We start from the raw sequence: 23,270 nt of genomic DNA, 5'->3' as shown, positions 1-23,270 counted from the left end.
AGTCGTGACCAACATCACTGATGCCCAAAACAAGAACAACAGCATGAACATACAAAGCGTGATCAGGGCGCTGGGCATGCTGCCGGTTCTGATCCTGCTGGCCGTTGGGTTCCAGCTTCTGACGGGTAAGTTTCTTTCAGTGAACAACCTGTCCATCGTGATGCAGCAGGCTTCGATTAATATCGTGCTGGCTGCGGGGATGACCTTTGTGATCCTGACCGGCGGGATTGACCTGTCTGTTGGTTCTGTTCTTGCCGCTTCTGCCATGGGCGCTTTGATTGTCTCGCTCGTGCCTGGTATCGGCTGGATGGCCATTCCTGCTGGAATGGCGTTGGGGTTGATGTTTGGCCTCGTGAATGGTGCTTTGATTGCGTTATTGGCACTGCCGCCGTTTATTATCACCTTGGGATCCTTAACGGCCGTGCGCGGTATTGCCCGACTGATGGGCGAAGATACCACCGTCTTTAACGGGCAGCTTCCGTTCGCGGTTATCGGCAATGGTTCCATTTTGGGGATTCCCATACTCGCACTGATCGCCTTGACCGTCATCGTGTTGAGCTGGTTCATCCTGCGCCGCACGGTTCTGGGCACGTGGATTTACGCCATCGGCGGTAACCACGAAGCCGCCCGTTTGACCGGGATTAAAGTTTCCGTCGTGCTGCTGTTTGTGTATGGCGCGTCCGGTTTCCTGGCCGGGGTTGGCGGCATCATGTCGGCCGCGCGGCTTTATGCGGCCAACGGCCTGCAACTTGGTCAGGCGTATGAACTTGATGCGATTGCGGCCGTGATCCTTGGCGGCACCAGCTTTGTTGGCGGTGTCGGTTCTATCTGGGGCACCTTGGTTGGCGCGCTGATCATTGCGGTTCTGACCAATGGCCTGATCCTGACCGGTGTTTCCGACATTTGGCAATTCATCATTAAGGGGCTCGTCATTATCGCAGCCGTTTCCCTTGATCGGTACCGCCTCAAAAGCGGTAGCCGCACCTAACTCTCTCAATGACAAGAATGCATATCAATCTAGGAGGAAAAAATGCAAATCACCAAGAATCTGATGCCGGTACTCAAAAAAATGATGATGGGTACGGCACTTGCGGCCACCTTGGCGGGCGGCTTGATGCCGTCTGCGGCACAGGCCGACGATAAAAAACTCGAAAGCATCGGCATCTCTGTTGGTCTTTTGGGCAACCCGTTCTTTGTTGCCACCATCAAAGGCATCGAAGACCACGCACGCGCCATCAATCCTGATGTCGACATCACCTCGGTATCTGCTGACTATGATCTGAATAAACAGGTCAGCCAGATCGACAGCTTCATCGCCAAAGGCGTTGATATCATCATGCTCAATGCCGTTGACGAAGAGGCAATTGCCCCGGCTGTCATGCGTGCAAAAAATGCTGGTATCGTCATTTCCGCTTTTGACGTTTCTGCACCGGGTGCCGACGTTACGGTCATGACCGACAATATCGCCGCAGGCCGCAAGGCATGTGAATATATCGTCGATCAGCTTGACGGTAAGGGCAATGTTGCCATCATCAAAGGCCCGTCTTCGTCTTCGCTGAACGATCGCTTCAAAGGGTGCTCAGAAGTCTTTAAATCGGCAGACGGCATCACCGTTCTTTCTGATGATCAGAACGGCCAAGGTTCGCGTGATGGCGGCCTGCAGGCAATGCAGGGCCTTTTGACCCGCTTTGACAATATTGACGCTGTCTTTGCAGCCAATGATCCGATGGGTCTTGGTGCGCAACTTGCTGCCAAGCAGTTGGGCCGGACCAATCTGATCATTACCGGCGTTGACGGTGCACCAGACACCGAAGCCAGCCTGGCACAGGCGGATTCTTTGTTTAAGGCATCTGCTTCACAGGACCCGTACACCATGGCAGGCCGTGCGCTTGATATGGGTTACGCATTCTACCAGGGCGAACGCCCAGAAGAACCGACCGTCCTGATCGAACCGATGCTGATCACCGCTGACAACCTTGACGAATACAAAGGTTGGACAGCTAAGCGTTAAGCTTCGTTGACATGGTGCGCCGCGCGTCGGCGCACCATTAATTTGACTTTCTCTGATACCGGATGATGACCACCATGAACCTTGATACGCTGAAAGCGAATGTGCTTAACGCGAACCTTGCAACCGTTCGACACGGACTGGTCAAGGCAACCTTTGGCAACGCCAGCGGCATTGATCGCGAAAGTGGTCTTCTTGCTATTAAGCCAAGCGGTGTGCCCTATGACGATATGACAGCCGATCATATGGTGGTGTGTGACCTTGATGGTCGCAGCCAAACCAACCTGTATCGTCCATCATCTGATCTTGAAACGCATCTGGCACTTTACCGTGCGTTTGATGGCGTTGGCGCCATTATCCACACCCATTCGACCTATGCCACCATCATGGCACAGGCCTGCCAGCCGATCATTCCGCTCGGCACGACGCATGCCGATTATTTCCATGGCACGATCCCTGTCACCCGCCATTTGACCCCCGAAGAAATCAAAACGCGCTACGTCGCGGCAACCGGGGATGTGATTGTTGAATCGGTTGCGGGGCGTGACCCGCTTGAAATTCCTGCTGCCTTGGTTGCCGGGCATGGTCCCTTTGTTTGGGGCGATACGCTTGAAAGTGCCGTTTTAAACGCGATGATCCTTGAAGAAGTCGCAAAAATGGCCTGGCATACCTTGACCATTTCACCGTCCGCATCGCCCATTTCACAGGAACTTCTGGATCGCCATTACCTGCGCAAGCATGGTGAAAACGCGACCTATGGACAGAACTGAGAGATAACCCCATGACCTATGTTGCCGGTGCCGATTTTGGCACACTGAGCGTCCGCGTCACCCTGATGGACTGCGAAAGCGGTGCGACCGTTGCATCTGTCTCAGAAGGCTATCCGCTGCATCGAAACCCGGCCGATCCGTTGATGGCGCGCCAAGCCCATGCCGATCATATGGCATCCCTTGTCCGCGCGACCCGTGGTGCGATCAAGGCGGCGGGCATTAATGGCCATGACATCGCGGCCTTTGCGGCGGATACCACCGGATCAAGCGTTGTGGTGGTCGATAAAAACTTACAGCCACTGGCTGATTATTATCTTTGGGCCGATCATTCTGCCCATGCCGAGGCCGAAGAAATCACCGCATTGGCGCGCCGCGAAGGCCTCGAAGCGCTGGACTGGTGCGGCGGCACATATTCCCATGAATGGGGCTATGCCAAGCTGTTGCATTTCCTGCGCCACAATCCGGACAAACGTGATCAAGTCGCGACCGCTCTTGAACATTGCGACATGGTGGCTGCGACCCTGTCGGGGGTTAAGGCCATTGCGGATATTCCCCGCTCGATTTGTGCGATGGGGCATAAATGGATGTGGAACCCCAAATGGGGCGGCTACCCATCACAGGACTTCTTGTCGCGCGTTGATCCGTTGTTGGATGGCATCAATCAAAAGCTTGAAGGCCGCTTTGGCATGGCACCGGAAGTCGCCGGGTATCTGTCTGAAGAATGGGCAGAAAAACTGGGCCTGAAACCCGGCATCCCGATCCCGTTTGGCGCGTTTGATGCCCATTGGGATGCGCTGGGCAGTGGCGGCACGCAGGGCGATGTGGTCAATGTGGTTGGCACCTCGACCTGCTTTATTGCCATCGCACCTGATGATGTGGTTCCGGTACCGGGCATTTGCGGCGTTGTACCGGGCAGTGTCACGCCCGAAACAACCGGCATCGAAGCCGGCCAGTCGGCAACCGGCGACGTGTTCGAAGCCATCGCCAGACGGTCGGGCCGCGATTTGCCAACCTTGATGCAAGGATTGGATGCCTATCGCCCCGGTCAAACCGGTCTTTTGCGCCTGCCTTGGGATAATGGCGACCGCACCGTTCTGGTCCGTCCTGATTTGGGCGGCATAACGCTGGGGTGGGATTTGGGCCACGAGGCCGAAGACGAACTTCACGCCGCCATCGAAGGCATGGCAATGCACACCCGCATCATCCATGACCGGATGGAACAATGCGGCATGAAAATTCGCCATGTTGTGAATGGCGGTGGCATTCCGCAAAAGAACGACGTTCTAAATCAGGTTTATGCCGATGTGTTAAACCGTCCGGTACATGTGCCTGAAAGCTCCCCAACCGGGGTGGGGTCATGCATTATGGCATCCGTCGCATGTGGTGCCATCGCTGACATCGCAACCGCACAGCAACGCCTGGCACCCAAGCCGCGCATCATCAATCCGCGGCCTGAGGCGGTTGAAACCTATAACGAGTTGTTTGACATCTTCCGCGCGATCTATATGGGCTTTGGCCAAGGTGATCCGCTTGATCTTGGAAGCATCTTGCCGCGTCTTCGCGCCTTTCGTATTGGCGGTTAACCGCCCCAAAGACTGTCGCGACAACGTCGTTTGATCATTCAAAAACACAACAAAAAGCCCCGGTCGTTTAAAACGAACCGGGGCTTTGTTTTAATGTCCGTGGCTTGCCTTAGTCGGCAAAGACGCGGGCAAAGATCGTGTCCACATGCTTGGTGTGGTAACCAAGGTCAAACAGCGCTTCAAGCTTATCCATCGGGATTTTGCCGGTCACGTCTTCGTCGGTTTTCAAAAGCGACAAAAGATCGCCTTCACGGTTCCAGACCTTCATCGCGTTGCGCTGAACGATACGATAAGAATCTTCGCGCGATACGCCATATTGGGTCAGGGTCAGCAGCACACGCTGCGAGAAGACCAAACCACCCATCTGATTAAGGATCTCGTCCATTCGTTCCGGATAGATGACAAGGTTCTCAACCACATTGGCCAAACGCATCAAAGCAAAATCAAGCGTCACGGTCGCATCTGGACCGATGTTACGCTCGACCGAGCTGTGCGAAATGTCGCGTTCATGCCAAAGCGCAACGTTTTCCATCGCCGGCAGGGCCATTGAACGAACCAGACGGGCAAGACCGGTCAGGTTTTCGGTCAGAACCGGGTTACGTTTGTGCGGCATCGCCGAGGAGCCCTTTTGCCCCTTAGAGAAGAACTCTTCAACTTCACGTACTTCGGTGCGCTGCAGGTGGCGAATTTCGGTTGCCAGATGCTCGATCGAGGACGCAATCACGCCAAGGGTCGCGAAATAGGCCGCATGACGGTCACGCGGGATAACCTGGGTTGAAACCGGCTCTGGTTTCAGGCCGAGTTTCTCGCTGACATGTTCTTCAACGCTCGGATCGATGTTGGCAAAGGTGCCAACCGCACCGGAAATCGCGCAGGTGGCGATTTCTTCGCGCGCAGCAACCAAACGATCGCGGTTACGTTTGAATTCGGCATAGAACGTTGCAAGCTTAAGCCCAAAGGTGACCGGCTCTGCGTGGATGCCGTGCGAACGGCCCATGCAAGGCACGTCTTTGGTTTCATAGGCGCGCTTTTTAAGCGCTGCCAACAGCTTGTCCATGTCTTCAAGCAGGATATCGGTTGCTTGGGTCAACTGAACGTTAAAGCAGGTATCAAGCACGTCCGAGCTGGTCATGCCCTGATGGACAAAGCGGGCTTCTTCGCCGACCTGTTCAGACAGTTCGGTCAAAAACGCGATCACGTCATGTTTGACTTCTGCTTCGATACCGTCGATGCGATCAATACGGTCCTGGGTATAAGGTTTGTCACCTTTTTCCCAAACCAGCTTGGCGGACTCTTTTGGAATAACACCAAGCTCGGCCAGCTTGTCAGCAGCGTGGGCTTCGATTTCAAACCAGATACGGAATTTGTTCGCCGGTTCCCAGATAGCAGTCATCTGTGGACGGGAATAACGCGGGATCATGCGGTCGCCTCCGGGCAATTTGGTTGGGTGCCAGAAAATGATCTGAATGATCATCATGATCGGGGCGCGTGATGAAGAACGCGATGATCAGCCCGGCACGCTTTCACCGGGTCGGATAGTCCATTCCGGCCCAATTGGCAAGTCTGCAGACGGTTATAGCCGGGATATGATCCCTTTTTTACCGCTTCAAAGATTGTCTTCTGTTCGAATTAGGGCAACTTATATAGAATACTGAATGCTAATAGATTGCGCCGGTATAAGGCGTTCTGATCATCCGTGAGTATGAGTGGGCAGAAAATAAATGACGCGCCAAGGCGATGGGGCAAAAGGTCACCGGCCTAACGGGGCCAAAAACCGCGATGCAGACGCCAATCACCTCGCACAGCTTGTTGATTTGGGGATCTCGCTTTCTGCCCCGCAAGGCCGCGCCGAGCTGAACCAAAAAATCCTCATGGCCGCACGCGAATTTACCAATGCGGATGGTGGGTCGCTCTATCTCGTCAACAAAGAAGAAACCGAACTTCAGTTTCGTATCCTTATGAACGATACGCTCAATACCTTCTTTGTTTCCGGGCGCGAACAGCACAAACCGTTTCCACCCCTTCCGCTTTATGATGCTGATGGGCATCCCAATCATCGCAATATCGCCACCTATGTCGCGCTGAGTGGCAAGGCGATTAACATCGAAGATGCGTATTCCGCCGACGGATTTGATTTTACCGGCACACGCGCCTTTGATGCGGAAACCGGCTATCGATCAAAATCGTTTCTAACCGTCCCGCTTAAAAGCAGTGCCGGACGTGTGATTGGTGTGCTGCAACTGATCAATGCCCGGGATGACGCGGGCCATGTCATCACCTTTGATCCGGCGATTGAACCGATCATAAATGCCCTGGCCAGTCAGGCGGCAGTGGCGATTGAAAACCGGCGCCTTTTGCTGTCTCAGCGCGATCTGATGGAAAGTTTCGTGCGGGTGTTGGGCAACGCGATTGATGCCAAATCCCCCCATACAGCGGGGCATTGCGCGCGGGTGCCGGTTATTGCCCGCATGCTGGCGCAGGCGGCGGTGGATGACAAAATCGGGCCGTTTTCCAATTTCTATCTGACCGATATGGAATGGTATGAACTGGATCTGGCCGCTTGGCTTCATGATTGCGGCAAGATCATCACCCCTGATCATGTCATCGAAAAATCGACCAAGCTTGAAACCATCCATAACCGTATTCACGAAATCCGCACCCGGTTCGAAGTCCTGCGCCGTGATGCTGAAATCGACATGCTTAAACGCAAACTCGCGGGCGAAGATGCCGATACCTGCGATGCTGATTTCAACAAAAGGGTGACGGAACTTGAAACCCAATTTGCCATGGTGGCGGACGCCAATATTGGCGATGCCGAACTGGGCGGCGAAACCATCGATGCCTTGCATGATATTGCCGGGCAAACATGGGTGCGCCATTTTGATCGCACGGTCGGGCTATCATGGGCGGAAAACCAGCGGTTAAGTGATGCTGATTTGGCGTCCTTGCGCGAAGCGGGGGCTGAAAACCTTTTGATGGATCGCGAAGATCAGGTCTATCAGGGCTTTAACCGCGGCGAACTTTATAACCTGTCGATCGCGCGCGGCACCCTGACGGCCGAAGAACGCCAAGTGATCAATGACCACGTTGTCGTCACACAGGATATGCTGGCGCAATTGCCTTATCCCAATGAACTGCAACGTATTCCGGCGATTGCGGGCAACCATCATGAAAAAATGAACGGGTCTGGCTATCCGCATGGCATGACCGGCGATGAAATGGGTATTCTCGAAAAGGTGATGGTGATTGCCGACATTTTCGAAGCCCTAACCGCTGTTGACCGCCCCTATAAACGCCCCAAGCGTATGTCTGAATGCATCGCGATCTTGGGCGATATGCGTGATAAGGGCGAGATTGATAATGACCTGTTCGAACTGTTCCTGATCAGCGGCACGTACCTTGAATATGGAAAAAAGTTCCTTCAGCCCGAACAGTGCGACGATGTCGATATCGAAGCCTTCCTGATTTCACGCTAAGCACAAATTTTCACCACGTTTCTCGTCCATAGATTGTTGCATCCTCATAATAGGGCACGTGAAAATGTGCACTCAGACGGGTGTTTTTTGTGTCATCCGTCCGAAGTTATAGAACCGGACGCCATTACATTGTGTCTCGGCGTACTGTCTGGCCGACATAACGTAATGGTTCTCAAAAGGTGTGCAGATAAATGGTTTTGAAAAAAGTACGACGTCGGTTGGGCGATGTCATGATTGCTGTCGGGCTGGCGTTATGTGCGCTTGCCATAACGATTACGCTCAGTGCCCCGGCAAACGCACAGAATGCGAACACTGACACCCAGCGCGGGCAGGGGACTGGTGAAAAAGATCCGTGGTTGGGCGGAAATTGGCAATTGGGCGCGATCGGCAAAGTCGAAAGCAATCCTTACCGCGGTGCAGACAGTACCGATTTGAACGGTCTTCCGCTGATTGCCTATGATGCGGAACGCATGCATATCGGGACCGATGAGGTCGATATCAAAGTTTGGAAAAACGATTTCGCCAGTGTGTCCTTTATCGGTGGCCTGCGTGGCGCACCTTTTGACCCGGATGACAGTGCGTACCTAAACGGGATGGAAGATCCCGATATGGGGTATGATATCGGGATGGGCTTTGCCACACGCCTATGGCGCGGTGAATTGGTTGGGAAATATCTGACCGATGTAACCGATACCCATGACGGTCACGAAGTCGATTTGTCCTATTCCGTTCCGGTACAATGGGGACACGCACGCTTTAAATGGGGTGCGGGTGTCACATGGCAAAGCGAAAATCTGGTGGATTATGGTGCGGGTGTTGCCCGAAACGAAGTCCGCGCGGACCGGGCTTATTACGCCCCCGATGCGACCTTCTTGCCCCACCTTGATCTCAGCGTCGCCTATCCGCTGACCGAAAACCTCAACATCATCGGTACCGGCGGTGTCGTCTATCTATCAGACGAATATACCGACAGCCCGATCATTGATGATGACTATGTGCTCAGTGCTGGCCTCGGCCTCGTTTACACGTTTTGATCCGTTGATACGGATTTTCTAAAAACGGCGAATTGATCACTTGGTTTTACACAAGAAAACGGACCGTCTAAGGACGGTCCGTAAGTTTTCGGGTGCAATTGTGACAGGCTTCTTATTTAGATGCTGTTGTGAAAATGACAGGCGACTTCCTGAGTTTCCGAAACACGGTCAATTGTCGGAACGTCCGTTGCACATTTTTCCTGTGCGAACGGGCACCGGGTTCGAAACACACATCCTGACGGCGGCGACAGCGGACTTGGCAAATCGCCGGTCAGAACAATGCGTTCCTTATTGCGTTCAATTTCCGGGTCGGGAATTGGCACGGCTGAAATCAGCGCCTTGGTATAGGGGTGTTTGGGGTTGGCATAGATGCTGTCACGGTCCGCAAGCTCCATCACATTGCCAAGATACAGCACCATAATGCGGTGACAGATATGGCGCACAATCGACAAATCATGGCTGATGAAAATCAGCGACAGGTCAAATTCACGCTGTAATTCCTGTAACAGATTGACGATCTGCGCTTGTATCGACACATCAAGGGCGGAAACCGGTTCGTCACACACAATCAATTTCGGTTCCAGAATCATCGCGCGTGCAATGCCGATACGCTGGCATTGTCCCCCGGAAAATTCATGCGGATAGCGGTTTATCATTTGCGGCAAAAGTCCCACCCGCGCCATCATGCGTTTTACGCGCGTCTTGATTTCGTCCTTGCCCAGTTCAGGTTTGTGGGTGACCAGCGGTTCCGCAATGATTTCGCCGATCGTCATGCGCGGATTAAGACTGGCGAGCGGGTCCTGAAAAATGATCTGCAAATCCCGGCGCAGGGGCTGCATATCGCGGTGTGGGATGCCGACAATATTTTTGCCAAGCCATGCGACCTGTCCGCCCGATGGGGCAATCAATTGCAAAATCGCCCGACCCAATGTGGATTTCCCGCAACCAGATTCCCCAACCACGCCAAGTGTCTCGCCGGGATAAAGGTCAAAATCTACCCCGTCGACGGCCTTAAGCGGTCGGTCCTTGGCGAACAGGCCTTTGCCCGGTATCGGAAAATGAACCTTAAGATCACGGACGGACAGGATCGGGGCGTTGTCGCGTTTGTCTGGTGCTGTCGTCATGACCGTCATTGCCCGTCCTCCCGGAAACATGCGCTGGCCCGGCCATCCCCAAAATCTTTGAGCAACGGGCGCTCCTGACAGCATCGATCCATGACATAGCCGCAGCGTTCCTGATAGGCACAGCCCGTCGGCAGGTTTTGAAGATTGGGTGGTTGGCCGGGAATGGCGAACATGTTGTCTTCGTTGGCGCGATCAATGCGCGGCATCGATTTCAACAGGCCCTCGGTATAGGGATGATGACTGTCATAAAAAATGTCGCGCACGGTGCCGGTTTCAACAACCCGCCCGCCATACATCACCATCACCCGATCACACAGGCCCGCCACCACACCCAGATCGTGGGTGATCATCACCGTTGCGGTGTTGAAGTCTGTTTGCAGATCGCGCAACAGATCAAGGATCTGTGCCTGCACCGTAACATCAAGGGCTGTGGTCGGCTCATCGGCAATCAGAACTTCCGGATCGCACAAAAGCGCCATGGCAATCATCACGCGTTGTCGCATGCCGCCGGAAAATTCATGGGGATACATGTGAACGCGTTGCGCCGCACCGGGGATACCGACACGGTCAAGCATCGCAATGGCACGTTTTAAGGCTTCTGCCTCGGACATCCCGCGATGTTCGACGAGTACCTCTGTCATTTGTCGGGAGATTTTCAAATACGGGTTCAGCGATGTCATCGGATCCTGAAAGATCATCGACATCGAGACACCGCGAATTTTGTTCAATTCGCGGGGCCGCAGATTGAGGATTTCCTTATCCTTATAGCGAACGGACCCGGTCGATGTGCCGTTCTTGGCCAAAAGCCCCATCAGGGACAGGAAAATCTGGGTTTTGCCCGATCCAGATTCCCCGACAACGCCAAGCGTTTCGCCCGGATCAATGTGGAAATTGACGTTATTGACCGCCTCGACTTCGCCATCCGGGGTTTGAAACCGCGTAGAAAGGTTTTCGACAGTCAGAATATGGTTGGTTGTCATGATGTGTTTCCTTCCTGTCCTATCTGTCTTTCGGGTCCAGCGCATCGCGCAGGCCATCGCCGATGAAGTTGAAACAGAACAGTGTCAGTGCAAGGAACACCGCCGGATAAATCAGCATCCAGGTCGATGCTTCGATCACTTTTGCGCCTTCGGAAATCAGAACCCCCCAACTGGTCAGCGGCTCTTGCACGCCAAGCCCAAGGAAAGACAGGAAACTTTCTGTCAGGATCACTTGGGGAATGGTCAGTGTCATATAGACAATCACCGGCCCCAGAACATTGGGGATGACATGGCGGAAAATGATCTTGAAGTTCGAAACCCCCGTGGCATGGGCGGCCTCGATAAATTCACGCCGCCGCAGCGAAAGTGTCTGACCCCGGACAATGCGGGCCATGGTCAACCATTCAACCGCACCAAGGGCGACAAAAATCAAAAAGATGTTTCGACCAAACACCACCATCAACATGATGACAAAGAACATGAAGGGCAGGGAATAAAGCACATCGACAAACCGCATCATGATGCTGTCGATCTTGCCGCCGAAATATCCGGCGATGGCCCCATATGTCACGCCAATGATCAGCGAGACGGCCGTTGCCAAAAGCCCGACGGCCAATGACACGCGCGCTCCATACAGCACGCGGATAAACAGGTCGCGTCCATTGCCATCGGTGCCAAAAATGTGGCCGTTTTCCCAGTTCGGGCCTTCCTGAATGTATCCCCAGTCGATCTGGTCATAGGCATATGGGCTCAAAAGCGGGGCGATGATCGCAAGCAGGGTGATAATCCCCAGAATAATCATGGATCCCACGGCGGCCTTGTTACGAAACAGGCGGATACGGGCATCACGCCACAGGCTGCGCCCTTCGATTTCCTTGGCCGCACTTGCAGATTGCAGCAGGGCTGTCTTTTCGGATTTATTCATCATCAGGGTGACTTCAGTTTGGGATCAAGAAGGCCGTAAACCATGTCGACCAGGAAATTCAGCAAGATGATCATCACCGCATAGACAATCACCACCCCCATCACCAGCGGGTAGTCGCGGTTCAATGCGGCCTTGATGAAATAGGTGCCAATACCGGGCACGCCAAAGATGCTTTCAATCACAACCGATCCGGTCATGACGGCGGCCGTTGCCGGGCCGAGATAGGAAATCACCGGCAAAAGTGCGCCCTTGATCGCATGACGGTTCACTACCAACTTTTCGCGCAGTCCCTTGGCACGTGCCGTGCGGATATAATTGGAATGCAACACTTCGACCATCGATCCGCGCGTCAGGCGCGCGATATAGGCAATCTGGGGCAGGGCAAGGGCAATGATCGGCAAAATCTTGTACTGGATTTCGCCGTCTCCCCATCCTGCGGTCGGCAGGATCGCAAGATACAGTCCAAAAACAAGCGACAGTAACGGCGCCATGACAAAGTTCGGGATGGCAATGCCGATCATGGCAATCCCCATCACGGCAAAATCAACCGCACTGTTTTGTCGAAGGGCGGCATAGGTGCCAAACCCGATGCCAAACACAAGGGCCAGGGCAATTGCACTTAAACCAAGCTGCATGGATGCTGGTGCGCCCGCCATGATCAGTTCAGCAACGGAAAAGTCACGGATCTTGATTGATGGGCCAAAGTCACCCTGCAAAAGCTTGCCGATATAAATGCCGTATTGCGCGATCAGCGGTTTATCAAGGTCATAGGCGGCCTTGATATTCTTTTCGATTTCGGGTGGCAGTGCACGTTCCTGATCGAATGGACCGCCCGGTGCAATACGCATCATGAAAAAGGCCACCGTGATCACGATGAACAGCGTCGGGATCGCGATCAGCAGGCGCCGAATGGCGTATGATAACATGTTTTTTTCTCATCCCCGTCGGGGTGATCGCAGGCCTTGGGCGGGATGACGCCTTCAAAGCCTGCGATACCAAGGCGAAATTTACTCGGCGATGTCGAGCCAGCGGGTCAGGTGACGATCCGGGGCATTATCGATCCAGCCTTTGACCTTTGGCGATACAAGCTGTTTCGAGACATAGTAGTAAATCGGGATGTAGGGCTGCGCTTCCATCATGATGGCTTCGGCCTGATGCATCAGTTCCGCGCGCTTTTTCAGGTCGCCTTCGTTTTCGGCCTCCATCATAAGTTCGTTATAACGCGGGTTGCCGAACGCGGCATAGTTCAGCGGACCTGTGCGTTCTTCACCAAGGAACAGGAAGTTCTGCGCATCGTTGTAATCGGCGATCCATCCTGCGCGGGCGACTTCGAAATCACCAACTTTCAGGTCGGCATAGTGGATTTTGCCTTCGGTGTTAAACAGGTCGGCTTCGACACCGATCTGTTTCCACATATTTTGTGCGGCAATCGCGATGCGTTTGTGGTTCTCCGACGTGTTGTAACGCAGGGTGAATTTCAACGGGTTGTCCGGCCCATAGCCCGCTTCTGCCATCAGTTTCTTGGCTTCTGCGACCTTCTCGCCATAGGGCAGGTCCTTCCATGAAACATAGGCCGGTTCGGTATAGTTGCCTGTTCCCGGCGGCACGAAGGAATATGCCGGAAGTTCACCGGTTTTCAGAACCGCATCGGTGATGGCTTCGCGGTTGATGGCAAGCGAAAGCGCCTTGCGCACGCGCGGATCAGCGAATTTTTCTTTGTCGGTTCGGATCGCGTAATAATAAATGCCCGCATAGGGGGCGATGCGCAGGCTGTCGCTTAGATTGTCACGCAACCAGGAAATTTGTTCGGATGCAATGTCACGCGCGACGTCAAGTTCGTCGGCGCGGAAACGGTTCTGCATCGCGGTGCGATCTTCGTAGGTGTAGTAAATCACTTCGTCGATCGGAACGTTCTTGGCGTCGTAGAATTCTTCGTTTTTGACCAGTTTGGTATGAACGTTCGGAATCCACTCAACCAGTTTGTAAGGACCGTTTACGACGATGTTTTCCGGCTTTACCCAGTCCTTGCCATATTTTTCAACCACGTGACGCGGGATTGCAAAGGCCGTCTGGTGGGTAAGCTGAGCGAGGAAATAGGGGGCCGGTGCGGTCAGCTTGACCTTAAGGGTATGGTCGTCAATGGCCGTCGCTGCGAGTTTCGCGCCGTCTTTGCCGGTATTGACGTCCTCGGCACCTTCAATGATGTACAAAAGCGACGCATATTCCGCGCCCAGTGCCGGATCAAGAAGGCGTTGCCAGCCTGCGATGAAGTCCTGTGCGGTGACCGGGGTTCCGTCTGACCAGTTATGATCCCGGATTTTAAAGGTATATGTCATCCCGTCGTCTGAAACGGTCCAGCTTTCTGCCGCACCGGGAACCGGCTGCCCATCGGGGCCATAGGTCAAAAGACCCAACGACATATCATCGGAAAGACGGCTGGTCTGAACGGTCGAGATGAAATGTGGGTCCATGGATTGTGGTTCACCATCATTCCCAACCCGCAGAATCTTTTCAGCTTGCGCGTGGGTGGAGGACAGCATGGTCATCGACCCGGCAATCAAGGCGGTCCCCAGCACAAAGGCCCGTGACGACTTTATCAGTCCGCTCACGAGACCCTTTGCGGTCATCGCGTTTTGTGACATGTGAAATGTCTCCCTCAGCAATTTTGATTTGTTGTGACGCACTCCCTGAAAGTACGTACGCAAAAATACTGAGGCTGCTATGCGTCAACTGCAAGTCTTGATTTCATCGTAGTGAAATAATCGGTGGAGTTGTGCGCGATATTTGGGTCGCAATAGTGGAATCATGCGTAAAAACAATAATTCGCCGATGAATATACGCTTGTAAGTTGGGATGGAAAATTGGCGGGCTGTTCGCGAATTTAATTGCTAATATATGCTCTGTGACGCGGAAAAGTTGTGTTTTTGGCTGCGAAGCAGTTCACATTTAAGCAGCACGGTTCATTTGGATATGCGAATCGATCCTGCTCCACGAGGTGCCCCCGCAATCGCATTCATCGACTTTTATGATCAACGATCTACGTGGCTGGCGTCAGGTGCTCTGATCAGGATTTAAGCTCAATCAAATCCCATTTGTTGCCATACAGGTCCTCAAATACCGCCACCGTGCCATAGGGCTCATTTCGGGGGGCTTCAAGAAAATGAACACCGGCTTTTGTCATGCGCTCATGATCGCGGGCAAAATCATCGGAATTAAGGAAAAAGCCCACCCGTCCACCGGTTTGATCGCCAATGACGCATGTTTGGCGTTCGCCGCGTGCCTGTGCTAACAGAATGCGGGTTTCAGTTGCGCCTTTTGGCCCCACAATCACCCAGCGTTTGCCATCACCAAGATCGGTATCTTCAATCAGGTCAAACCCGACTTTGTCGGTATAAAACGCAATGGCGTCGTCGTAATTGCGCACGACAACCGTGATCAAACCAATATGGGCCATGGTGTTCTTTCTGGTTGGTAGCGGTTTTGGCGGCGGTTAGGGCTGGGCGCTATATCAAGCCAAGGGTTTTGAACGAATTATATCCCGCCTGGCTGATGATGATGTGATCATGTACGGCAATTTCCATCGCCTTGGCGGCCTCAACGATTTTGCGTGTCATGTCGATGTCTCCGCGCGATGGGGTGGCGTCCCCACTTGGATGGTTATGGACCAATATGATGGCCGACGCATGCAGCTCAAGCGCGCGTTTGATGACTTCGCGTGGATAAACCGGCGTGTGATCGACGGTGCCGCGTTGATGGCATTCATCGGCTATCAGGCGGTTTTTGCGGTCCAAAAACAGCAAATGCAGTTCTTCGTTTTTCAGATGCCCGATCCGCACCCGGCAATAATCAATCAGCTGTTCCCAACTGGCAATGACCGGCAATTCCATCGCCCGTTCGCGCGATAAATGTTGCGCACTTGCCTCTGCGATTTTGATCGCGGCAATCCCGGCTTCGCCAAGTCCCTTGGCCTTGTGCAAATCTTCGGGGCGGGCGGCCAGAACATTGGCAAAACTGCCAAATTGGGTAACCAACGATTTCGCCAGTGGTTTGACATCGCCGCGCGGCATCGCCATGCACAACATCAGTTCCAGCAATTCATAATCGGCCAAGGCCGTTGCGCCGCCTTTGATAAAGCGCTCGCGCAGCCGTTGGCGGTGGCCGTGATAATGCGGTTTGGGGGATTTGCCTGCACCGGCTGACTTTTGGGGGGCTTCGGCGTCTTTGGGGGGCGTGCCTGACGCATCTGGCGTCGCCCCATCGTCGATGTGCGCACTTTGCGCTGTTGACGTCGGTGACACAGATGCGGGGCTTTGCGGTGATGGGGCGATGTCGCGGGCCGGATCGAAAAAGACCCGCGTGCCATCATCAATTTCTAAGCTCGGCGTGGTCGGGGCCGATGATCCGGGGGAAGATGCAGGTTTGCGATTTTGTGTGTCGCTCAAATCTGCTTCCCCCGGTTTGCCCGTTACTCGGCAGCCTTGCCAACGTTATAGGGCGGTTTATCAAGGCCCGCTGGCGACTGGGTAAAGATTTCAAACCCGTCTTCGGTCACGCCAAGCGAATGCTCAAACTGTGCCGACAGTTTGCGGTCTCGCGTCACCGCTGTCCAGCCATCTGGCAAAATTTTACACGCATAAGTGCCCTGATTGATCATCGGTTCAATCGTAAAGATCATGCCCGGTTCCAAAACAAGGCCTTCGCCCGGCTTGCCGTAATGCAAGACATTCGGCGCATCATGGAACACCTGACCAAGCCCGTGACCACAGAAATCACGCACGACCGAGAACCGCTCACCCTCGGCATAGGATTGGATCGCATGGCCAATATCGCCAAGGGTCGCACCCGGTTTGACCACATTGATCCCACGCCAAAGCGCTTCATAGGTCACATCAACAAGGCGCTGTGCCATGACTTTGGGTGTACCGGCGATATACATGCGCGACGTATCGCCATACCAACCATCCAAAATGACCGTGACATCAATATTCATGATGTCGCCATTCTGAAGTTTTTTGTCGCCGGGAATACCGTGGCAAACAACATGGTTGATCGATGTGCAAATCGATTTCGGGAAGCCACGATAATTCAGGCAAGCCGAAATGGAATTGTGATCGCGGATATATTCATCACACAGGCGATCAAGTTCACCCGTGGTCACCCCCGGCACAACATGCGGGGTAATCATATCAAGCACTTCTGCTGCCAGCCGACCGGCGGCGCGCATGCCTTCAAATGCTTCGGGGCCGTGAAGTTTAACTTTTCCGTTCGCCACCCGAAATCTCCTTAAGCTCGGCTATGTATCTATCAATGTATTTAACGAATTTGGTGCACAATGACATAAAGCCAGATGTCCTGATTGGCAAGGTTTGGCTGATATGCGCGCCGCTTTGTGCTTTAAAAAACAACAATCACAGGATGCCCGCAGCACCATGCTTTCGGGCACGAAAAAGCCCGCCACAAGGGCGGGCTTAGTCATCTGGATTAAGTCATCTTGATCTTGTGTCGATATTACACAGGATCACGCAACGTGGTGTGTGTCACAAACAATCAGTTTGCCAAAACGCTGCTGTTGGCCTCTGCCTTGTCCATCACATAGCCGATGTCACCCGACAGCATATAGCCGTCTTTAACCAGGTTTTCTGACGCCGCACGCACCGCATCCAGATAATCGGCCTGGCTTTGATAATGCTGGCTAAGGCTTTTGCGGCCATCGCCCGATGCATTGTTTTCAAACGGTACGAAAAGGCCGTTCAGGCTGCACAATTCACCCGGTGCATAACCTTCGCTGCGCAGGTTCCATCCCGCATAGGTGCCCAACGGCGCCGCGACGTAAGGCAACGCAACGCCGCCGGTTGGATTGCCATTGGCATCAACTGTCGGAACATATGCCGGATACATCGCACCGCGTTTGGGCGGATTGGTGGCATAATCCATCACTTGCAACTGATTATAAGACGGCACAGGGGCCATATCGCCAAATTTCGGCATCTTGAAATCGGCCAGTGGCGTCAATGTCCCATTGCTAACACTCGGATAGCGACTTTCTGGCGGTATTTCACCCGTGCTGATCCAGTCGGCCATATCCGAATACAAAGACCGCATGATCGGCGCAGAACTCAGCGGGTTTGTTGGATACTGGCACATCGGGTTCATTTTCGATTCCGCCGTCCAGCCATTGAAATGCGGCGCACCTTCAATGAAATACAGCCGGACACTTTCCGGCATCTTCAACGGCTCCCCGGCCGGGGAGGTCGCAACCAATGCCGCACGTGCCTGCCAGAATTCAGTCGACGTATCGGTATGCATGATTTTCGGGCACGTATCTGTTTCTTCACACGCCGAAAGGATCGATCCGCTCTGTCCGGTCAGTGGGTCCGTGGTGTCGGCATAACTGAACGGAAACTGATCGCCCGGATAGTCATGATCTTCGTGCTGGCGTGAATACCGGCCCGCCTTGGCAAATCGATAATTGCTAAAGGTTTTGCGCGACCCGGCAATATGCGCCATCGCCCCGTCAAAAACCTGCGCGCCGGTGTCATCCGCATTAAATCCCTGATAAATCAAATCGCGCAGGAAACGGCCCGATTGCGAAATGCCAAGACCCAATGTGTGGTCAATGCCAGAAAGCGGGCTTTGAACATCATGGCCCGGATTACCGCGCAGGAACGAAACCGTATCGCTGGTCGCAACAAAGCCAAGGCCCTGCGGAACTGGGTTTTTCGCCGGGTAAACAAAGTCATAGATCGCACCGGCATCCATGCCGTCTGGGCGGGTAATTTCAATTTCAGTTGGACTGATATATTTAAACGAAAGTCCCGCCGGGGTCTGGCGTGGGGCGCCTTCATTTTGGCGGACGGTCAATGTTGCCTGTGTGACGTCAAGGGTCGCCGCCGGATAGCTCAGCTTGCCTTTGCCGGTCGTGCCGTCTTTGTCAAAAATGAACTGTTCGCGTGATGGACCGGTAATGTCTGACAAAACAGGAAGCTCGATGTTAATGGCATCGTCCGGAAGGCCCGCTTGCCAGCCGGACCACACAACCGTGTCGCCGCGCAGCATCAGGAAACCATCGCCAGCATCCCCGGCTTGTTCGGGGATATCTGCCGAATTCGACCGGTTCAAAAGCGTTAAGCTCAGATTGCGCCCGCGGTTCAGAACTTCATAGAACAGCAACCCGGATTTAGTGTTGGGATCTGTTGGCTGAAGGATCGACACTTCGCTTGAAAAAACAACCTCGCCGTTTTCGTTGACCGGGATTTTGTCGATATCGACAATGTCGGCCACACGCGGTGAATTCGGGTCAACGGCAAAGGTCGCGATGGCATCAATGCGATCATAGGTACCGACTTTGGGGAATGGCATTCCTTCAAACGCAGTGGTCTTTGACGTCACTTCGAAATTGGTGACGCGGGCCTGCGCGTTGGTTGCCGCACCTGTTGCGATGGTGCCCATCGCAAGCAGTGCCGGTATTGCTATTTTTTTCTTCATCATTTCCTCCCGATTAAATCAACTATAGGATGATGGTCGCAAGGTTTGCCGCTGCTGTGTGCAGAGTCAAACATGTTGTATACAATAATTTATAATTCGTATGCGAAAGAGTGGGGGAATGGGAAGCACTTTTCACAAGCTTCGGGACGATATTGAAAACGGGATTCTGACCGGCGATTTCGCCCCTGGTGCGCGACTAGATGAAACGCAGTTGGCGGAACGGTTTGGTGTCTCGCGCACCCCCATCCGAGAAGCTCTGATGCAACTAAGCGCCATCGGCTTGATCGAATTTCGGCCCCGCCGGGGGGCGCTTGTCGCTGATCATGGCCCCAAATATGTCTTTGAAATGTTTGAAGTCATGGCCGAGCTTGAAGGCATGGCTGGTGCATCCGCCGCCCGACGTCACACGCCAGAGGATAAAACCCAGCTGCTAAACGCCCATCTTCGCTGCCAAGAAGCCGCGGCGAACGAGGATACCGACGCCTATTATTATGAAAACGAGGCCTTCCACCACGTCATCTATGCCGCCAGCCAAAACAGCTTTCTCAGCGAGCAATGCGCGTTCCTTCACCGGCGCCTTCGCCCTTATCGTCGGCTTCAGTTGCGGGTCCATAACCGCATGAAGGCATCCTTTGACGAGCATAAGCAGATCATTGAAAAAATCCTTGCCGGCGACGCGCCCGCTGCGCGCGAATCGTTGCTCGCCCATGTCAAAATACAAGGCGACCGGTTTAGCGATCTGATCGCCTCTTTGGAAAAAATAAAGGCCAAGGCGACGCAGGGCCCGTAACCTGCGCCGTCATGAGGCTTGCAAATTTACAGCCTTACAATCCCACAATCGGCAAGGGATTGCGGACGGTGACCGCGTTGGTATCAATCGAACAATCATAGGCAATGGCCTCAACCCCGTTTGACCGCGCGGCTTTAAACCGTTCGCCGTAATGTGGGTCAATGTCGGTCGAAAGGGTGAATTGGCCGCAATCGGTGCGCTGGATCAGATAAAACATCACCGCCCGGTGCCCGTCGGCGACCATATCGGCCATTTCATCTAAATGCTTTGCTCCGCGTGCGGTGACTGCATCGGGGAATTCGGCCAGTCCCGGCACATCTTCATCGCGCTTTAAGTGGACGTTTTTAACTTCCACATAGCAAAGACCCTTTTTCGGATCGGACAGCAAAATATCAATACGGGAATTTTTGCCGTATTTCACTTCGCGTTTTAAGTCCTGATAGCCGGTAAGTTCCGTAATCTTGCCAGCCAAAATGGCTTCTTCGACAATCGCATTGGGATGTGCGGTATTGATCCCGATCCACGCATCGCCGATCTGGCAAATTTCCCAGCTATATTTCAATTTGCGTTTCGGGTTGTCTGACGTTGACAGCCAAACATCAATACCCGGTTCCTTAAGTCCGATCATCCCGCCGGGATTGGCACAGTGGGCGGTCACAACTTCCCCGTCATCAAGCTCGATATCGGCCAAAAATCGTTTGTATCGCTTAATCAATTTGCCGTGGATCAGCGGTGTGGGCAGGTGCATGGGAAGCCTTTCGGGAATCTGTCCTGACAGAAACTGTCATCTGTGTTGGGTCACGATACTGCCAATGTCACGGCAATCACGTCATACATCAAGCCTTGATACACCAGACACCGACAAGATACGCCAATGACACACAAAGGACCCATCATGCGCGACAGCCTCCGCCAAAAAATCATCGATACCTGTGATGCGAAAATCGCGCAAAAAGGCGACGGTGTCGGCCTGTCATTTTATGCGTTTTTTGCCAACCGCAACGATGATCCAGATCTGTTGATGGAGGCCGCCACATGGTGGATCAAAAACCATAAGCTCGATCATTTCGAAAAGGCCACCAAAATCCGCGCCATAGTGTCAGAACGCAGCGATCAATACGGCGAAAAAAACAGCGAGGCTGTGCTCGGACGCGAACGCACCAGATAAAAAAGAACGTATTTAGGGTTGAAATATTATTTGAAATTATAACCTAAAAGAAGCGTGGTTCAGGCGATTCACGTATTTTGAATATGGCGGAAAAACGAGGGTATCGGCGTAAATATAAGAAAACAAACGTCATGTGAAGGTGGGCGGCAGGTTTGTTCATTTCCTAGACCCAATGCCTTCTGCATCTCAAAGCTGCATTGTCATTGGAGAGTTTTATGAATCTCGGTCAAATTAGCATCTCGGCAAAAGTCTTGATTGTCATCGCACTTTCGTCGCTGTTTCTGTGTGTGAATACAGGTGTCGGGATATGGGGGCTTGATCGATTATATTCATCATCCGAAAATACCCGCATCGCAGGCGAAGAAGCCGCAGATGGCAGTCGACTGCTCCGTGTCGTTACGTCGTTGAACCGCGCAGAATTCCGAATTGCGGCCGATCCCGAGCCCGATACAATCGCGCAAATGCGGGAATCAATTCAAAGAGAACAGACCGTCTTTCTCGAAACCATCGAAAACCTCAATAAAACAGCCGGGCCCAAACGCAAAGAAGAGCTCGAACAAGTTTTGGTAAACTACGAAATTTACCGTGATGAGGTTTCCCAAACGCTTGAACTTGCCGCCCAAAGCACGGGCGAAAATGTTGCCCAACTGCGCGAACAACTTGTCGCAGCGGCGCGTTCTAATCGCGAAAACGCCCGAAAACTCAATGATACGATCCGCGATTATCTGTTGCTTGCCGAAAACCGAATGAAGTCCTTGGGGGCGGCGTCTTCGGATCTGTTTGAAACCACCCGCACCGGTATGTTTGTGTTCTCTGGTGTGGCGATTTTGCTTGGCTTTGCTCTTGGTTTTTATATCTCGCGCGCGGGCATTATCACGCCAATTAGCCGTATCGTCGACGTTTTGCAAAAGCTTGCAGCCGGAAATATCGATACTAAGCTCTACGGTGTTGGTCGACGCGACGAGATTGGTGACATCGCGACAACCATCGAAGTCTTCCAGAAAAATATGCAGCGTACCCGCCAGCTTGAAGAAGAAGCCGAGGAAAAAGAACGTCTTGCCGAAGAACGCCGTATTAAGCAGCTCAATAAATTGGCCGACGATTTTGAAGTTACGGTTGGCGGCGTCGTCTCGGTCGTTGCATCCGCTGCGGTTGAGCTTGAAACAGCCGCTGAAACATTGACTTCTATCCTCGAAGAAGCAAATTCACAGGCCGCAGCAGTGGCATCGGCCTCCCATCAGGCGTCAACGAATGTCGAAACCGTTGCTGCCGCCTGTGAAGAATTGGCGTCTTCGATCGGTGAAATTGGCAGCCAGATGCAGAATGCCGCAAATATTACCGGGGCAGCGAATGAAAATGCGGGCAAAACCCGCCTGACAGCCGAACAGATGGTGGCGTCCGTTCAGAAAATTGGCGAAGTCGTGACCCTTATTCAGGACATCGCATCGCAAACCAATCTGTTGGCGTTGAACGCCACAATCGAAGCGGCCCGTGCGGGTGACGCAGGCAAGGGCTTTGCGGTGGTCGCGAGCGAGGTGAAAAACCTTGCCACCCAAACCGCCAAGGCAACCGAAGACATCACCACTCACATCGTCGAAGTACAAACCGTGACCCAGTCAACCGCGGATGCCATTGATGGCATTTCGGCGGTGATTACCGAAGTACGTGATACCTCAACCAGCATTTCTGCCGCGGTAGAGCAACAAAATGCCGCGACGAGTGAAATTGCGCGCAATGTCAGCCAAGCCTCCGAAGGTACCGGCGAGGTGAATTCGGCGATCACCCAAGTCAGCGAGGCCGCCCGCGAAGGCGGCGAGGCGGCTGGTGACGTTTTAACCAGTGCCCGCGAACTGTCTCGTTCCGCAGATACATTGCGCACTGAGGTCAGTAAATTTGTCGACGCCGTGCGTGCGGCATAAGTTTAAAG

General features: G+C 53.4%; 20 protein-coding genes. 9 read left to right on the top strand and 11 right to left on the bottom strand.

All coding sequences use genetic code 11. The annotated features are described in order from the left end of the window. Positions 1-4 precede the first annotated feature (4 nt). The 4 genes from HCZ99_RS13940 (at position 5) to HCZ99_RS13925 (ending at position 4,361) form a co-directional block, all read left to right on the top strand. Entirely contained in the window at positions 5-988 is a 984-nt protein-coding gene (locus tag HCZ99_RS13940; RefSeq protein WP_368484267.1) for an ABC transporter permease subunit, read from the top strand. A gap of 42 nt (positions 989-1,030) precedes the next feature. Beyond that, positions 1,031-2,011 carry an ABC transporter substrate-binding protein gene (locus tag HCZ99_RS13935; protein WP_217701503.1) on the top strand — a complete coding sequence of 327 codons (981 nt, stop codon included), beginning with the start codon at positions 1,031-1,033 and terminating at the stop codon, positions 2,009-2,011. Between the two features lie 65 nt (positions 2,012-2,076). After that, positions 2,077-2,778, top strand: coding sequence for an L-ribulose-5-phosphate 4-epimerase AraD (araD, locus tag HCZ99_RS13930; protein WP_254869620.1), 702 nt, complete (start codon positions 2,077-2,079; stop codon positions 2,776-2,778). Positions 2,779-2,789: 11 nt separating this feature from the next. Next, positions 2,790-4,361, top strand: coding sequence for a ribulokinase (locus HCZ99_RS13925; RefSeq protein WP_167447624.1), 1,572 nt, complete (start codon positions 2,790-2,792; stop codon positions 4,359-4,361). Positions 4,362-4,470: 109 nt separating this feature from the next. Here the strand turns inward: HCZ99_RS13925 and purB are convergent, their stop codons facing one another. Next, complete coding sequence (gene purB / locus HCZ99_RS13920; protein WP_167447845.1) at positions 4,471-5,781, bottom strand: adenylosuccinate lyase; 1,311 nt, start codon at positions 5,779-5,781, stop codon at positions 4,471-4,473. A 301-nt stretch (positions 5,782-6,082) separates the two neighbouring features. Here purB and HCZ99_RS13915 point away from each other — a divergent pair, with 301 nt between their 5' ends. Together HCZ99_RS13915 and HCZ99_RS13910 are read left to right on the top strand one after the other, a co-directional pair. Beyond that, the gene (locus tag HCZ99_RS13915; protein ID WP_167447623.1) at positions 6,083-7,837 is read left to right on the top strand and encodes an HD family phosphohydrolase; all 1,755 of its coding nucleotides are present in this window, start codon (positions 6,083-6,085) and stop codon (positions 7,835-7,837) included. A gap of 191 nt (positions 7,838-8,028) precedes the next feature. Further along, entirely contained in the window at positions 8,029-8,871 is an 843-nt protein-coding gene (locus HCZ99_RS13910) for a MipA/OmpV family protein (protein WP_254869619.1), read from the top strand. A gap of 116 nt (positions 8,872-8,987) precedes the next feature. Here the strand turns inward: HCZ99_RS13910 and HCZ99_RS13905 are convergent, their stop codons facing one another. The 9 genes from HCZ99_RS13905 to HCZ99_RS13865 all read right to left on the bottom strand — a co-directional run bounded on the left by HCZ99_RS13905 (position 8,988) and on the right by HCZ99_RS13865 (position 19,385). Continuing rightward, entirely contained in the window at positions 8,988-10,004 is a 1,017-nt protein-coding gene (locus HCZ99_RS13905; protein ID WP_439654660.1) for an ABC transporter ATP-binding protein, read from the bottom strand. Then, on the bottom strand, positions 10,001-10,975 hold the full coding sequence (locus HCZ99_RS13900; RefSeq protein WP_167447621.1) for an ABC transporter ATP-binding protein: 975 nt from the start codon (positions 10,973-10,975) through the stop codon (positions 10,001-10,003). The genes HCZ99_RS13905 and HCZ99_RS13900 overlap by 4 nt, the downstream gene beginning before the upstream one ends. Positions 10,976-10,994: 19 nt before the next feature. Beyond that, positions 10,995-11,903, bottom strand: a complete 909-nt coding sequence (gene oppC / locus HCZ99_RS13895; RefSeq protein ID WP_167447620.1) for an oligopeptide ABC transporter permease OppC — start codon at positions 11,901-11,903, stop codon at positions 10,995-10,997. After that, complete coding sequence (gene oppB / locus HCZ99_RS13890) at positions 11,903-12,826, bottom strand: oligopeptide ABC transporter permease OppB (RefSeq protein WP_167447619.1); 924 nt, start codon at positions 12,824-12,826, stop codon at positions 11,903-11,905. Before oppB ends, oppC begins: the two co-directional genes overlap by 1 nt. A gap of 81 nt (positions 12,827-12,907) precedes the next feature. Next, positions 12,908-14,542, bottom strand: coding sequence for a peptide ABC transporter substrate-binding protein (locus HCZ99_RS13885; protein ID WP_167447618.1), 1,635 nt, complete (start codon positions 14,540-14,542; stop codon positions 12,908-12,910). Positions 14,543-14,964: 422 nt separating this feature from the next. Next, on the bottom strand, positions 14,965-15,354 hold the full coding sequence (locus HCZ99_RS13880) for a VOC family protein (RefSeq protein WP_167447617.1): 390 nt from the start codon (positions 15,352-15,354) through the stop codon (positions 14,965-14,967). A 49-nt stretch (positions 15,355-15,403) separates the two neighbouring features. Further along, on the bottom strand, positions 15,404-16,342 hold the full coding sequence (radC, locus tag HCZ99_RS13875) for a RadC family protein (RefSeq protein ID WP_175581514.1): 939 nt from the start codon (positions 16,340-16,342) through the stop codon (positions 15,404-15,406). Positions 16,343-16,365: 23 nt separating this feature from the next. Beyond that, positions 16,366-17,172: a type I methionyl aminopeptidase gene (map, locus tag HCZ99_RS13870; RefSeq protein WP_167447616.1), complete on the bottom strand. Its 807-nt coding sequence runs from the start codon at positions 17,170-17,172 to the stop codon at positions 16,366-16,368. 275 nt (positions 17,173-17,447) lie between these two features. Beyond that, positions 17,448-19,385, bottom strand: a complete 1,938-nt coding sequence (locus HCZ99_RS13865) for an alpha/beta hydrolase domain-containing protein (RefSeq protein WP_217701502.1) — start codon at positions 19,383-19,385, stop codon at positions 17,448-17,450. Positions 19,386-19,503: 118 nt separating this feature from the next. On the opposite strand from HCZ99_RS13865, the gene HCZ99_RS13860 reads away from it, so the two are divergent. Further along, positions 19,504-20,175 carry a GntR family transcriptional regulator gene (locus tag HCZ99_RS13860; RefSeq protein WP_167447614.1) on the top strand — a complete coding sequence of 224 codons (672 nt, stop codon included), beginning with the start codon at positions 19,504-19,506 and terminating at the stop codon, positions 20,173-20,175. Positions 20,176-20,209: 34 nt separating this feature from the next. Here the strand turns inward: HCZ99_RS13860 and sfsA are convergent, their stop codons facing one another. Continuing rightward, complete coding sequence (gene sfsA / locus HCZ99_RS13855; protein WP_167447613.1) at positions 20,210-20,923, bottom strand: DNA/RNA nuclease SfsA; 714 nt, start codon at positions 20,921-20,923, stop codon at positions 20,210-20,212. Positions 20,924-21,070: 147 nt separating this feature from the next. On the opposite strand from sfsA, the gene HCZ99_RS13850 reads away from it, so the two are divergent. Beyond that, positions 21,071-21,343 carry a DUF6500 family protein gene (locus HCZ99_RS13850; RefSeq protein ID WP_167447612.1) on the top strand — a complete coding sequence of 91 codons (273 nt, stop codon included), beginning with the start codon at positions 21,071-21,073 and terminating at the stop codon, positions 21,341-21,343. Between the two features lie 215 nt (positions 21,344-21,558). Further along, on the top strand, positions 21,559-23,262 hold the full coding sequence (locus HCZ99_RS13845) for a methyl-accepting chemotaxis protein (protein WP_167447611.1): 1,704 nt from the start codon (positions 21,559-21,561) through the stop codon (positions 23,260-23,262). Positions 23,263-23,270 lie beyond the last annotated feature (8 nt).

It is taken from the genome of Thalassospira lucentensis, assembly GCF_011806425.1.
In the GTDB taxonomy this organism is placed as follows: domain Bacteria; phylum Pseudomonadota; class Alphaproteobacteria; order Rhodospirillales; family Thalassospiraceae; genus Thalassospira; species Thalassospira lucentensis_B.
This window is presented reverse-complemented; position numbering and strand designations above follow the sequence as displayed.